Annotated in this window: 12 protein-coding genes and 1 tRNA gene; 9 read left to right on the top strand and 4 right to left on the bottom strand. The window is 61.3% G+C overall.

Annotation, left to right across the window (positions count from 1 at the left end):
* Window position 1 precedes the first annotated feature (1 nt).
* Complete coding sequence (locus tag HZC36_07760; protein MBI5706870.1) at window positions 2-382, bottom strand: hypothetical protein; 381 nt, start codon at window positions 380-382, stop codon at window positions 2-4.
* 89 nt (window positions 383-471) lie between these two features.
* Here HZC36_07760 and HZC36_07755 point away from each other — a divergent pair, with 89 nt between their 5' ends.
* The gene (locus HZC36_07755; protein MBI5706869.1) at window positions 472-921 is read left to right on the top strand and encodes an SRPBCC domain-containing protein; all 450 of its coding nucleotides are present in this window, start codon (window positions 472-474) and stop codon (window positions 919-921) included.
* Window positions 922-1,040: 119 nt separating this feature from the next.
* Here HZC36_07755 and HZC36_07750 read toward each other — a convergent pair whose 3' ends face one another.
* Complete coding sequence (locus HZC36_07750; protein ID MBI5706868.1) at window positions 1,041-1,430, bottom strand: hypothetical protein; 390 nt, start codon at window positions 1,428-1,430, stop codon at window positions 1,041-1,043.
* Between the two features lie 247 nt (window positions 1,431-1,677).
* Between HZC36_07750 and HZC36_07745 the strand changes: the two genes are divergently transcribed.
* The 4 genes from HZC36_07745 to HZC36_07730 all read left to right on the top strand — a co-directional run bounded on the left by HZC36_07745 (window position 1,678) and on the right by HZC36_07730 (window position 8,270).
* Window positions 1,678-3,315, top strand: coding sequence for a DUF2961 domain-containing protein (locus HZC36_07745; GenBank protein ID MBI5706867.1), 1,638 nt, complete (start codon window positions 1,678-1,680; stop codon window positions 3,313-3,315).
* Window positions 3,316-3,472: 157 nt separating this feature from the next.
* Window positions 3,473-5,206, top strand: a complete 1,734-nt coding sequence (locus tag HZC36_07740; GenBank protein MBI5706866.1) for a S8 family serine peptidase — start codon at window positions 3,473-3,475, stop codon at window positions 5,204-5,206.
* A 126-nt stretch (window positions 5,207-5,332) separates the two neighbouring features.
* The gene (locus tag HZC36_07735; protein MBI5706865.1) at window positions 5,333-7,144 is read left to right on the top strand and encodes an ABC transporter ATP-binding protein; all 1,812 of its coding nucleotides are present in this window, start codon (window positions 5,333-5,335) and stop codon (window positions 7,142-7,144) included.
* Between the two features lie 67 nt (window positions 7,145-7,211).
* Entirely contained in the window at window positions 7,212-8,270 is a 1,059-nt protein-coding gene (locus HZC36_07730) for an adenylate/guanylate cyclase domain-containing protein (GenBank protein MBI5706864.1), read from the top strand.
* A gap of 28 nt (window positions 8,271-8,298) precedes the next feature.
* Here the strand turns inward: HZC36_07730 and HZC36_07725 are convergent.
* Window positions 8,299-8,386 (bottom strand) — tRNA-Ser (locus tag HZC36_07725).
* A gap of 81 nt (window positions 8,387-8,467) precedes the next feature.
* Entirely contained in the window at window positions 8,468-10,564 is a 2,097-nt protein-coding gene (locus HZC36_07720) for a thioredoxin domain-containing protein (GenBank protein MBI5706863.1), read from the bottom strand.
* Between the two features lie 111 nt (window positions 10,565-10,675).
* Between HZC36_07720 and gatC the strand changes: the two genes are divergently transcribed.
* From gatC to ispE, 4 genes are read left to right on the top strand one after another with little or no spacing between them, the layout of a single operon-like run.
* A complete protein-coding gene (gene gatC / locus HZC36_07715) occupies window positions 10,676-10,966 on the top strand; it encodes an Asp-tRNA(Asn)/Glu-tRNA(Gln) amidotransferase subunit GatC (GenBank protein ID MBI5706862.1) in 291 nt (96 codons plus the stop codon).
* 6 nt (window positions 10,967-10,972) lie between these two features.
* Entirely contained in the window at window positions 10,973-12,421 is a 1,449-nt protein-coding gene (gene gatA, locus HZC36_07710) for an Asp-tRNA(Asn)/Glu-tRNA(Gln) amidotransferase subunit GatA (GenBank protein MBI5706861.1), read from the top strand.
* Window positions 12,422-12,433: 12 nt separating this feature from the next.
* Window positions 12,434-13,252, top strand: a complete 819-nt coding sequence (locus tag HZC36_07705) for a hypothetical protein (GenBank protein ID MBI5706860.1) — start codon at window positions 12,434-12,436, stop codon at window positions 13,250-13,252.
* A complete protein-coding gene (ispE, locus tag HZC36_07700) occupies window positions 13,249-14,133 on the top strand; it encodes a 4-(cytidine 5'-diphospho)-2-C-methyl-D-erythritol kinase (protein MBI5706859.1) in 885 nt (294 codons plus the stop codon). Before HZC36_07705 ends, ispE begins: the two co-directional genes overlap by 4 nt.
* Window positions 14,134-14,213 lie beyond the last annotated feature (80 nt).

Here is a 14,213-nt window from a genome sequence, read left to right as displayed (position 1 = left end):
GTCATTTCTCGCGCACGAAACGGCCAAGCCCCTTGATGACCGGGAACGCAAACCAGGTCTCGTCGTTTGAGAGCCGGATCTCCTCGGGCTTGGCCGCGATGACTTCTCCGTCCTTGTTCGTCATGGTCAGCTTGAGCAGCTTGTCCTTGTATTCAAAGATGCCGGAGGTCTTGCTGGTCTTGGCGCCAAACACCATGTTGGACTCCCACGTGCCGTCGTTGTAGAACTCGATGGTGGCCTCGACCGTTTGACCCTCGTTCCTCATCCGCTGTGCGAGCGGGCTCAGTTCGAGCCGCCAAGTCCCGGCAAGAGGGCTCTTCGCGCAGCCCGAAAGGGCAAGCACGGAGATGATCGCAGCCAAAAGCAGTGGAAAGACCTTCATCTTGTGTGAGTCCAATGTACCTTCCTGGAGTCCGCCGGAGTCCCGGCCGCCCATGCTCCCTTACAGTTCTGGAAGGATTGGGATTGGCGATGAGCGAATCGGGAGGCATGAGCCGCTCGGAGCACCGCGTGTTCGTCCATGGTTTGATTCGTTGTCCGTTGGAGAGGGTTTGGGAGGCGTGGGCCGATTCGAGCCAGATGTCAGCATGGTTTTCGGAGGGGACCCGCCAGGACTTCCACGTTGGCGGCCGATACGAAAACGGCGACCACGACGCGGGCACGTTCCTCGATATCGAGCCGATGGAGTCCATCCGATTCACCTGGGAGCAGAAGATCCACCACCCCGGCAGCGTGGTCGAGGTGCGGTTTGAGTCTCCTTCTGCCGACGAGACAGAAGTCCAAATCCATCACACGGACCTCTTTGACGAGTCGGAGGTGGAGAATCTGACAGAAGGTTGGTCCTGGGCACTGGATTCCCTCAAGAACTACCTCGAAAAGGGCCGCCCGATTGGGTTCGATGAGTGGAAGGCCGGGGACTAGGGAGAAGGGGTGAGAGGGTGAGTAGGTGAGTGGGTGAGTGGGAGAGTGGGGGAGTCGGCGAGTCGGTGAGACGGTGAGTGGGAGAGTGGGCGACGGAATCTGACCTGTGGGGCAGATTCTCAGTCTGCCTTTCGCGCCAGCGCCGGATCGACGCCCGACCCTTTTGGCCATCGGCCCATCCAAGCGGCTCGCGCCGCCAAGATCGCCTGCACCAAGTTCCAAGTCCAAAGAACCAGAAAGACTGCCAGGCTGATGGCGGCCCTCGTCGCGACTTCCTCCCAACTGAACTCCTGCCACCCTGTCTGAAAGTGGTGGACGATGCGGGCCACTGAGAAGGACAGCGACACCGCCATCACGAGCAGCAGAAACGCCTTCCAGACCATGGCGTCCCGCAATTCGCGCCAAGCATGTGCCGAAACGAAAGCCGAAAACGGCTTGGCGAATGCCCAAGCGAGCAGGGGGAGCCAGATAGGGCCTACGATCCCCAGAAGATGGACGAGGGCGCCCATTGTCCTTTCCATTGGGGACGTGAGCGGCGTCGGCAAATGGCTCATCGACTTGTCGGACGTTGCTAAGCTGCTCCAGGTTGCATCGCACACTAAAGGCAGACTGAGAGTCTGCCCCACAGGTCAGATTTCGTCACCCGCTCTCCCACTCACCGTCTCACCCACTCACCGTCTCACCGTCTCACCGACCTCGCCCCCTTATCCTCAAGCAGGACTCCTCGCAGCGCGAGACGAACTCCAGCTTGTACCCATGAAAACGGCTGCTCTTCTTTCGGCCTTGCTTCTGGTTGGGTGGGCGTTGGCCCAGGAATCGGGACCCCTCGCCGGACTCGCTAAGCCCATCCAGGGCAAATCCAAACGCGAAACCTCCACCTTCCGCATGGGCAAGGACGGCAAGTACGACCGTACGGCCCCCACCACCACCGATCTCCTCGAACACTCCAATCGCGACAACTTCCGCGTGAATCCCGGCGAGACGCACGTGCTTATGGATGCCAAGGGGCCGGGCGTCATCACCCATATCTGGATGACGTTTCTCGGTCCAGAGCGACAGGACTGGGCGAAGCAAGGCTCGGCGAACCACCAAGAGATGCTGCTCAGGATCTACTGGGACGGCAGCAAGAAGCCGGCGGTCGAGGCGCCTGTCGGCGACTTTTTCGCCAGCTGTTTCGGGCGGCGCGATCAGGTCATCAGCCTTCCGGTGGTCTTAGAAGACGGCGACAGCTACAACTGCTTTTGGCACATGCCGTTCCGCAAGTCGGCTCGGATCGAGATCATCAATCAAAGCGAAAAGCCAATCAGCCTGCTCTATTACAACATCGACTGGATCAAAAGGGACCGCATCCCGAACGACACCCCCTATTTCCACGCCCAATACCGACAGGAATATCCCGTCGAGAACGGCAAGGACTACACGATCCTGGAAACCACGGGCAAGGGCCACTACGTGGGCACGGTTCTCGCCGTGAGGACGCGGTCGCCTAGCTGGTTCGGCGAGGGGGATGAGCGCATCTACATCGACGGCGAGAAGGAACCTTCGATCCAGGGCACAGGCACCGAGGACTACTTCCTGTCGGCCTGGGGGCTCAAAACCACCACCACGCCTTACTTCGGTGTGCCTTACTTCGACCAGTGGGGCATCGTCGGCGGCCATACCAGCGCCTACAGATGGCATCTCAACGACCCCATCGTGTTTGAAAAGGGCATCAAGGTCACTATCGAGCATTGGGGCTGGATCTCTCCTGATGAGAATAAGGAGAACCGCGCCATGAGCTGGAACGAGCGCGAGGACGACTTTTCCAGCGTGGCTTTCTGGTACCAGACCGGCGAATCAACTTTTGCAGCACGCGCGCCCGACGCCAAGGCCCGGAAGCTCCCCAGCCTTGAGAGGGTTACCGTGGCGGCAAAGGACTTCCTCGACTCACATTTCCATGGCTTGGGCGCTGCTGAGAAGCAATACCTGGACATTCACGATGCGGAGCAATTGCTCTACATGCCAAAGTCCCAGGAGGGCGCGTATGTTGATATCCACTTTACGGTCGAAAAGAAGGAGCCGCTAAGGCTGCTCTTGAACTGCACGGCCTCCTATGATTTCGGGCGATATCAGGCTTACCTTGTCCCTCCAGGAGCGCTGCAGAAAGTCAAGCTTCAAGGCGCTTTCGACCTGTATTCGCAAGACATCAAGCAGGTCGAAGTCCACCTGCTCGACTTTTGGCCGGAGCCGGGCTACTACAAACTCCGCCTCGAATGTGTGGGCAAAAACCCGCGTTCGGAAGGGTTCTATCTCGGGCTGGAGTCGGTGCGGCTAAGGGAGCGTAGGCCACGCGTGGCGCAGATGGGATGGGACAAGGGCAAAGACTGGACGAAGAACCCTACTTTGTACAATTAGGGATGTCCTGCTCCGGCCTTCAAGCTCAACGGGGCTGATTTTGAACTCAATCCTTACAAAAACCGAACCTTAGCGCCTCGAAGTGCCATCATAATATCGAAAGGCACGCCTCTGGCGCGTCCGTTCTGCGCCAACTTAAAGGAGCCGGAATACAGTCATGACGGGTCGCACTTCTAAATCGCTACTGCTCACTTGGGGCCTGATCGCCCTTTCCGCTTTGGGGCTTGCCCAGGTTCAATCACCCGGCAAGTACTGGGAAAAAGAGGGCGTGATCGAGTTCTCTGGGGAGATGATTGTTCGCCCGGTTCAGCCCACGACTCTCAAAGCGCTGGGCTACACCGACGCGATGGTCATCACGGTCGAGAACCGCGCGCGTAAGCGCATGCAGGGCATCACGCGCGAGTATGTCGGGGCCACCGACGAGTTCATCGTCAAGATTCCTAAGGGCTACAACGAGAACTCCTTCTCGCTCCTGCTCATGAAGTCGGGGGACTACGAATATGCGCATCCGAACTTCATCTGCTACCCGCTGAACGACCCGAACGACCCTCTCTTTCCGCAGCAATGGCACCATCAGACCATCCAGGCGCCTCAGGCTTGGGACATCTTCACGGGCTCAAACACCGTCACCGTGGGCATTTGCGATACTGGTGTGGATCGAAACCACGAAGACATCGGCCCGAACCGGGTCCCCGGCTATAACGCCGTGGACAACAAGGCCGAGGTGGACGGCGGCGACGTGCAGGATATCCACGGCCACGGCACGCATGTAACGGGCGACGCTGCAGCGATTGGAAGCAATGCCAAAGGCGTGGCGGGCGTCGGATGGAACTTCAAAACCATGATGGTCCGCGTCTCGAATAGTGCCGGCGGCGGATCGGCCATGGATATCCTGACCAAGGCGGCCCGCTATGCGGCGGACCACGGCTGCCGTACGGTCAGCGTCAGCTATTCCGGAGTGGACTCAGACACCGTCGGCACAGCAGGCACCTACTGCAAGAACGTGGCCAATGCTAACCTGCTTTGGGCCGCAGGTAACGACAACCGAGACCTCTCGGGCTTCTCTTGGCCGGACGTCATCGTCGTCGGCGCATCAAACGAAGCCGACCAGAAAGCCGGCTTTTCGGCCTATGGACGTGGCGTTCACGTCTTCGCTCCCGGCACCAACATCTTGAGCACAACTCTCGGTGGTGGCTACGGTGGTTCCAGCGGTACCAGCATGGCTGCACCCGTGGCCAACGGCGCCTGCGCATTGATCGTGTCGGCCAACCCTTCCTTGACCGCCCAGCAGGTTCAGGACATCTTGGAATCCACTTGCGACCCGATCGGCCCGCCCTCGATCTTCGGATTCGGGCGTATCAACGTGTTCAAAGCCCTTCAAGCAGCCGCTGCGTCGAACCCGATCGACACCGCCCCGGACGCCATTTCGGTGTTTGAGGGGACGTACATGGGCGGAACGGTCAACGACATCAAGCTGCCGAACGTCGGAGGCGCCTACTACAGCATCCGCTCGGTGAAGTCGGGCAAGACGGGTCAGACCGCCGGCGCCGTCATCACCTGGCATCCGGACACCACAAAGGCGAAAGTCAACACAATGGAGTTCTTCTTCCAGACCAAGGAAACGCCGCTCACGCTGGTCACGGCCTTTGTCTACGTCTGGAACACCTCAACGGGCAAGTGGGAGCTGATCAACCAGTACCCCGTCACGTCCGAGTTCCAAATCAAGTCGAAGAAGATCAGTGTCAACGCAGCGCGGTTCATCTCGACCTCGAAAGAGGTGAAGGCGCTCGTCCGCGCGGTGAGCACCACCACCAAGGGACGCCAGGCGCCTGTGCCCTACACCCTTGGAATCGGGTACGCGAACCTTCAGTACACCGAGAAGACCAACTAAGGGGGTGTTGAGAAACGCTCAATGGCTCTCGGAGACCACAGTCTCTGAGCGCAAGCCGCCCAGGCGGGACGCCTGGGCGACACCTTCTGCGAAACTCCCTTAGCACGATAGGTATTCTCCAGCCCTATGGCTGTGCGGGAAGCCAAACCGACGGCCCGGCCGATGGATCGCGAGATTCTCCGCCGGGTCGTCGCCTTGTTCAAACCCTACAGGGGCGAGGTGCTCTTAACGGGCATGGTGGTCATTGTGGCGGTGCTCTTTGGCATCGTTCCGCCCTATTTCGTCCAGATCATCATCGACCAGGGCCTTCAGCGCCAGGACCTCGGCAAGATCATCGAGTACTCGATCTTCACGGTCCTGGTGGTGCTCGTCGGCGCCTCCCTGACCCTGCTCTATGGCTATCAGAGCGTGGTCATCGGGCAGAAGATCATGTGCGATCTGCGGCGCACGCTCTACGTGCACCTTCAGAGCATGTCGCTGAGGTTCTTCACCAGCACGCGCACGGGCGAGATCCAAACAAGGCTCATCAGCGACGTGCAGGGCGTCCAGACGGTCGTCAGCAACACCATCACCGACCAACTCTCCAACATTGCGATCGTCATCTCGACCTCGACGGCGATGTTCCTCATGGATTGGCGGCTCACGGTACTCAGCATCGCGATGGTGCCGGGCTTTATGTTCATCGGGCGATACGTGGGCGAATACGCCCGCAAAGTGCGCACAGGGATGCAGGAAGCCACCGGCTCACTGAACTCCATGATGCAGGAGACGCTTTCGGTCAGCGGCGTCCTGCTCACAAAGACCGCCGGGAGCCAGCATGTGCTGGCCAAACAGTTCGACGTCGAGAACCAGGAAATGGCCAAGTGGCAGGTCAAGGGCGCCGTGCTCCAGTACCTGTTCTTCGGCATGATCCGGCTGATCACGCAGCTCGCGCCGGCATTGGTGTACTGGCTCGCGGGCTGGCTCTTGATCGCTCGGCACGATCCGAGCATCACCGTAGGCAAAATCGTTGCCTTCACGGGCCTTCAGGTGCGCCTGTTCTTCCCGCTCACCGGGCTGCTGAGCGCCCAGGTCGAGATCATGGGGAGTTTCGCGCTGTTCGAGCGCCTGTTCCAGTACCTCGATATGCCGCGCGACGTACAGGATAGCCCGGACGCCAAGGAATTGCCTGTCGAGCTGGTGCAAGGGAGGATTTCGTTTGAAGGCATCCGCTTCAAGTACGAAGAGGAATCGGAGCATTGGACGCTCGATGAGGTGGACTTCGTCGCGGAGCCGGGCAACTTGGTGGCGCTTGTGGGTCCCAGCGGAGCCGGAAAGACCACGATGACCTACCTGCTTCCGCGCCTTTACGATCCCGACGAGGGCAGCGTCAAACTGGACGGCATCGACCTGAAGGACATCAAGCTGGAGTCCCTTGCCAAGCTGATGGGCGCCGTCACACAGGAGACCTACCTGATGCACACGACCATCCGGGAGAACCTGCGCATCGCCAAGCCCGACGCAACGGATGAAGAATTGATCGAAGCCTGCAAGCAGGCCGCCATCCATGAGCATATCGCCACCCTGCCCGAGGGCTACGGCACGGTCGTAGGCGAACGCGGCTACAAGCTCTCCGGGGGCGAAAAGCAGCGCCTGGCGATCGCACGGGCCATCCTGCGCAACCCCAAAATCCTGATCCTCGATGAGGCCACCTCCGCGCTCGATACCCGCTCCGAGCGGCTGATCCAGGCCTCGCTCACCAAGCTCATGAAGGGCCGCACGACCTTCGCCATCGCGCACCGGCTCTCCACGATCCTGGCGGCCGACCTCATCCTGGTCCTGGACCACGGGCGAATTGTCGAGCGGGGCAACCACAAGCAGCTTCTCGATCTCAACGGGCTCTATTCCAGGCTCTATCACGAGCAGTTTGAGAGCCACAAGGAACCATCCACTACCTAACCGGGCCTTTCATCGGGGCAAAGGCGGTCCCGCAACCCGAATGGCATTCTGATACGTCGTCTTCACCATGAACCGCCGCGCGAAGGCCAAGCTGCAATGGGTGGCGTGGGGCACCTTTTACGCCACGCTGTCTCCGCTAGCCTTCATGGCGCTTATGTTCAAGATTCCCTGGAGCCTGGCGGTCCCCGCATCACTGACGATCGGGCTCTTTGGGGGGCCCGCGGTCGGCGGCATCCTGCTCTTCTTGGTGCCCTATTCCCGGCGCTATTCCTTTGTGGTCGCGCTCGCGCTTCAAACCTTGGCTCTCCTGGTGGTCGGCTTCATCGGCTTCTATCTGGCGAGCAACATCATAGGGATGGGCACTGGGCGACAATCGCCCTTTTCGATAGCCTTTCAGCGCGAACTGCTGCAGCAGATGGGCACCAACCCCGATCTGATCCGGGCCTACTGGGTCACCGGGCTCTTCGGCATCGTCTGCCTCTGCATCGCCCAGATCAATTCCAAGTTGGGTCACGGAGTCCTCGTGAACTGGGTGTTGGGCCGCTATCATCAGCCCAAAGAAGAGGAGCGGATCTTCATGTTCCTCGACCTCAAAGACTCAACCCCGTTGGCGGAGTCCCTGGGCAACCTGAAATTCAGCCGCCTCAGCCAGTGGTTCTTTCGGGACGTCGGTGAGGTTTTGGAGGCTCACAAGGGCCAGGTCTCCCATTTCATCGGTGACGAGGCCGTGATCTACTGGACGCTCAAACACGGTTTCAACGACGCCAAGTGCCTGCGGTTCTTCTTCGAGCTCAAGCGAGAGATCGCCGCCAAGTCCGAACGCTACGAAAGAGAATTTGGGGTCGTTCCGGCCTTCAAGGCAGGAGTGCACTGCGGCCGTGTCGTGGCTGCAGAAGTCGGCTACGGAAAGACCGAGATCGTCTATCAAGGCGACGTCCTCAACACGACGGCTCGGATCGTCGGCAAGTGCGCGGAACTGGGGAGAGACCTGCTGGTGTCCTCGGCGATCGCCGGAGCGCTGGATTCAGTTCCTCATGGACTTCGACAGGTTCCGGTTGGGGAGCATGTCCTAAAGGGGAAGGCTGCGCCCGTGGCCATCTTGGCTGTGGAAGAGACCGAGGCTTGACACTCGACGAGCCGAAAAAGGAACCTAATGGCGGAGAGGGTGGGATTCGAACCCACGGAGGCTTGCACCTCACCGCATTTCGAGTGCGGCGCACTAGACCACTATGCGACCTCTCCGAGGGCAGATTATGGCGCAATGAAGCGAGATTTGCAGACACCTGCGCGCTCGCAGAGCAAGAATGCGCGTTTGGCGAGCGCCTATTGGTCAGGCAGCGTGAACTGCGGTGAGAGCATGACGGCCGCCTCGTCCACCGTAAGCGGCCCTGCTATGGATGAGCCGCGAATGACATAAACGCCCGGCTTCCGCTTCTGAAGGTCGCGGCGCACGAGGCCCGTCGCAGGCGCGCACAGACGCGTCGGGATCTTTCTGGAGAGCGCACAGGCCAGGTCCGTGGAATGCGGCCCCACGGCCACGGCGTACCGGTCGTCCAATACGCCGATCGAGGCCGAGAAGTAGGCAGAACCAATCAACGCCAGCCTTTCGGAGAGCCTGCCGAACTGCAGCACCATTGAAATGGACTCCTGGCTAAGCCGTGCGGAAACGTCCATGCGGTCCTGCCGCGACTCTGCACCGGGGTCGCGAATCAAGCGGCCATAGGCGTTCAACAGCGTGATGGCCTTCGAGGTCAGCGAGTCTCGAAAGGCATCCACCACCTCCGGGGCCATCACGTTTTTGGGACCGGGTTGGGTGGGCGCCTTGATGCGAGTGTTCCATACGCCCGGCACATCGGACCCGAAGAGGAATTGGGCTCGCTGCAGCACCCGCAGCCCCAAGTTGAAGGCCTCCGAGTCTCCCGAGGCAAAGTACGACTGCAGCGCTGCCTCCGAATAGGCCAGGTAATCGCCCAAATAGGCGCTCGCGCGGACGTTGGGGTCTGAGGAGTGCTTCACGTCGTCGCCCGACCGGAACCATTCCAAACGCTCGAACAGCTTTTGAGCAACTTCGAGCCGTCGCGGGTCATTCCAGAGGCGCGCACACTCGAGCAGCCTCGCGATGACGAAGCCGTTCACATCGAGAAGCGTCGAGGAGCCGTACTCCCGCTCATCCGCATTGCCGGATAGTAGCTTGGATCGCACGGATTCGAACCGCTCCCGCTGGCTCAGCACCTCCTCCGGGCGTTTCAGCCACAGGCACATGGCCGGGTTTTCTTCGACTCTGAGCCCAAGCTGCGTTCTCGCCCATTCGCGATCTTCGGGGCTAAGGACGTCGCGCATGACTTGCGGCGAGAAGCTGGCGCGTTTGCTCCGGCCCATCCGTTCGGGTGAGCTGAGACGGCAGCTCGATATCAGCCCATCGTTCTGAAACTCGTCGACCAGGCTGTCAAAGGTCTTTACCGCTACCTCACGGTAGACCGGATCCTCAAGGACCAGGGCCGCTTGGGCCAGCAGCGCCATCATGTCCGCATTGGGGACGGCAACCTTGTCGAAGTCCACGGCCGGGGGGAGACGGGAATCTATGGAGGCGAAAAACCCCCCGTCCAGCCAATCCACCAGCGGTGAGCGAATCAAAGGGTCGAGCCGCTGTCGAAGCTCTTGGTGTGCCCCTGAGCGCAGCAAGTACCGAAAGGGTCCGGCCATCGGCTCGATTCGATCGGCGATCCGGAAACCGCCAAACGGACTCCTTGGCCAACTGGCGAGCGTCTGCCCTTGAATCGCGAAATTGGGCGGCTCGCCGGCAGAAGGCGTGGTCAGCAGTTCGATGTCCTGGGCGTGCAAGGAACTCTGGTTGGGTGCGGAGGGGTCCTTAGTTCGCACCTTGTCAAAGTCGCCCTGCAGTCGCAAGATGCTCGAGTTGAACGACTCTGGGCTGATGGACACCACGGTGCCAAAAGCTCCGGCGGATTCGATCATGGAGCCCTCGGGTTCGAGCAGCCAGAGCTGAAGCCCAGCCAAGATGCCCAGCGACATCCTGCTTACCGGAAAATAGGTGGAGATCCAAGTCGGGTCCTGCTCACCATCCACACGGATGCACACAAAATGGTTGTTGAGATAGGACACCGCGTCCCGGTCCGAGAAGAACTCGCGATCGGCGGCCTTCGACGGGTCGGACCAGGGGACCCCTACAAACAAGAGGATGGGCTTTCCGGTGCGGCGGGCTTCGGCAAACGCCTCTTGGCCCATGAGGCGCCAGCGCACCATTTGCGCCCCGCCCTTCTTCAGGAATGCGGTCGGCTCATATTGAAGCGCGTTATAGTTCTCCTTCGGCAGCAAGGGGGCCAACAGGTGCGACGCGGCACCGATGAGGCTGAGCGCCACAACGCAGCTCGTGACCACGGTAAATCTGGGGTTCTGCATGCTCTGCCGATATGTACATACGCACGCGGCCTGGCCAAGGTCGGGGAAATCCAGTAATACAGCGAGAAAACACGTTCTTCAAACGGCGAGTCCCTGTGCTACAATCCGTGCATGTCGATCTCAATCGACGAAGTACGACATGTCGCTCGACTGGCGCGGCTGGAACTGGACGAAATCGAAATACTGACCTTTCAAGGAGAGCTTAACGCGCTTCTTGGGCATTTCAGCAATATCCAGGGCCTGAACGTGGCCGGCATCTCGGCGCCCGTTGCTGCGGTGCCCACCAGCGGCGCATGGGCCGAAGACGAGTACGAAATCGGGCTGGCACATCATGAAGCCCTGAGGAACGCGCCCGTTTCCAAGGCAGGCCTCTTCGTCGTACCCACCATCATCGAGGACTGATCTCGGTTGCTGGCGGACCTTTCTGCAAAAACGCTGGCGGGAAAGCTGGCTGCGAAGGAGATTTCCTGTCGCGAGGCTGCGCTGGAGCACCTCAGCCGAATCGCCCGGCTCAACTCCGAACTCAATGCCTTCATCACGGTCTGCGAGCAGGAATGCCTCTCCCAAGCCGACGCGGCCCAAGCTCTGATCGACTCGGGCGATGCCGGTCCGCTCACCGGCGTTCCCATCGCCCTCAAAGACAACATCAGCACGCGCGATATCCGGACCACTTGCGCAAGCAACATGCTGCGAAGCTACATCCCGCCTTACGACGCCACCGTGGCCGAGAAGCTCAAGGCAGAAGGGCTCGTGGTGCTCGGCAAAACCAACATGGATGAGTTCGCCATGGGCGGCTCCACCGAGACCGGCGCGTTTGGCGTTTGCCACAATCCCTGGGCTCCGTCTCGTTCTGCGGGGGGAAGCTCGGGGGGCTCGGCCGCAGCCGTGAGCGCTGGGATGGCCCCCTTGGCGCTGGGTTCTGACACGGGGGGCTCCATCCGTCAGCCCGCCTCACTCTGCGGCGTGGTGGGCTTCAAACCGACCTATGGCCGCTGCTCGCGCTTCGGCCTTGTGGCGTTTGCTTCGAGCCTCGATCAGATTGGCCCAATCGCCAGAAGCGTCGAGGACGCCGCCTGGTGCGCCCAGGCCATCACGGGCCACGATCGGCGCGAGGCCACGTCCTTGCCCCTCCCACCCATCGACGCCTCGCGAGTGAGCCAGGGCTCGCTGAAGGGCAAGCGGTTTGGCGTTCCCAAACAGCTCACCGGCGAGTCCTTCGCGCCGGCCGTCATCGCTGTGCTCGAAAGCGCGATCAAGGCTTTCGAGAGCGCAGGCGCAAGCGTCGAAGAGATCGACCTCCCCACCATCGCCTATGGGGTGACGACCTACTACATCATCGCCCCCGCAGAGGCCAGCAGCAACCTGGCGCGGTTCGACGGGGTCCGCTTCGGGCATCGCGCTGAGGGCAAGGACCACATCCACTTCGTCGAGCGCTCGCGCGCCGAGGGATTCGGCCACGAGGTCAAGATGCGCGTCCTGATCGGGACCTATGCTCTCTCGGCCGGCTATTACGACGCCTATTACGGCAAAGCCACCCAGGTCCGCGCGAGGATGGCGGCAGAGTTCGACCAAGCCCTGCGCGGCTTGGACGCCATCCTGAGCCCCACCTGTCCAATCACCGCGTTCGAACTGGGCTCATTAAGCGACGATCCCCTCGCCATCAAGCTTCTGGATTACTGCGCGATCCCGGCGAATATGGGCGGCTTTCCGGCAATTTCCATCCCTGGAGGGCTCTCGGAGGGGCTCCCGGTGGGCTTGCAACTCCTGGGCAAGCGAACGCAAGACGAGGCGCTGCTGGCGCTCGCCTTTGCCGCCGAGCAGTCGCTGGGTGCCACGGCGAAGCCACCCGTCGCGTAATATGGAGTGCCGATGGACGATATCGTGCGTGAGGATAGGCGGCTCTGGAGGGTGGAGGCCCTTCGGCCCGGCCGCGTGTTCCTTTCGATCGTTTCGCTGGCGGCCCTGTTTGGCATCTTCACCGGCCCGCTTCTGGGGAACGGCCCCCTGACGCTCGCCGCGTTTGCCGCCGTGCCGGTCGTCCACCTGCTCACAGCCTACAAGGCCAGCGTCGACAAGCGCTTCATCAATCGCCGCTACGCGGCGATGTGGCATACCGTGCAGGACCGATTGGCGATGTTCGACGAGGTGCTCGCGCGCATGCGCAAGGACCAGATCGCAGACCTTCAGGAGTTGCCCAAGAACATCCATCGGGTCTCGAATTCGCTCTACTATGCCCTTAGGCGCGCGGACCTGATCGACCACGAGGTCACCCAGACCGAGAAGGGCCTCTATCATATGCCCCCAGCCTGGAAGCCGCCTTCGCACGACGCCCAGGCCAAAGAGCTCTACCGCATTGCCGACAAGAACATCGCCGAGTACCGCAGCCGGTTCGCAGGCGTGATGGCGGGCGTCCAGCGTACCGAGGCCCAGTGCGCGGTGCTCACCACCACGATCGACACCCTGCGCATGAAGATGATCGGCTACCGGCTGGTCGGCCGCTCGCCGGAACTCTCCAGCAAAGACTTTCTCGACGCTTTGCAGGAAGCCAAGATGCAGCTTGCCGCCATCGACCAGGCCCTGGAAGAGCTTGAACTGACGCCGTTCCCTCAGACCGTCGCCGTGCTGCCCAACCAGACGCCGCCGCCCCTGCCGATCACGAAAACCCAGGAACTGGAACAGGGGGAATGAGTGTGCGGCTCACCGTGCGCTGCCCGGCCAAGGTCAACCTCTTTCTGTCTGTGGGACCGCCGGACGCCATCGGCTACCACCCCATACGGACCGTCTTTCAGGCGGTTTCGCTGAGCGATACGCTGGTGATTTCAGTTGCCGATGGTCCCACGAGGATCGAGTGCGATTGGCCCGGGCTGCCCGCAGAGAACACGCTCACGAAGGCCCTGCGCTTGGCGGCGGAGTTCACCGATTTGCCGTCGCTCTCAATTCGGCTCGATAAGAGCATTCCGGCCCAGAGCGGGTTGGGCGGTGGGAGTTCCGATGCCGCCGGGCTGATCCGTGCGCTGGGCGTTCTGACGGACGGCAGGCTCGGCCCGCGAGAGCAGCACGAGATCGCCTGCGCGGTCGGCGCGGACGTGCCCTTCTTTCTTGTGGGCGGGCGAGCCAAAGGGGAAGGATACGGCGAGCGGTTGACTCCACTGCCGGACACCGAACCGCAATCGCTCTTGATCGTCCGCCCCCCGATCGGGGTCGACACGGCCGCCGCCTATCGTGGGCTGGACATCTCGCCCAGGGCATGGCACGATTTCCCGGAGAACGAGGCGTTCTACAACGACTTCGAGCGCGTGGCGCCGCGGGAGTCACTGGAGGCTCGGGAGGCCCTCTTGGCTACAGGGGCAAAACATGCACTGCTTTGCGGTTCGGGTTCGGCCACGTTTGGCGTCTTTCCCTCAGCGACAGAGGCAGAGGCGGCCGCCCAACGCTTTGCCGAAAAAGGAACTCTCCACGCGTGGGTGGCGCGAACTCTGGCCCGTAACGAATCCCTGGAATTGCAGCCCTGTTCTCGCGAGGGCAAAGGGCATTGGGCTAAGGATGGACCCGTAATGAAGGGTCTGTAGCCGCAGGTTCGGCGCCAGCGCTTGGCAGCCCAATGGGAGCGGCCGTAACCAGCCCAAGGCGTCAGCCCGGTGATGGCGCG

Source organism: Armatimonadota bacterium, assembly GCA_016223145.1.
In the GTDB taxonomy this organism is placed as follows: Bacteria; Armatimonadota; Fimbriimonadia; order Fimbriimonadales; family Fimbriimonadaceae; genus Nitrosymbiomonas.
Note: the sequence above shows the minus strand (reverse complement) of the source record. Positions and strands in the feature narration are given on the sequence as shown.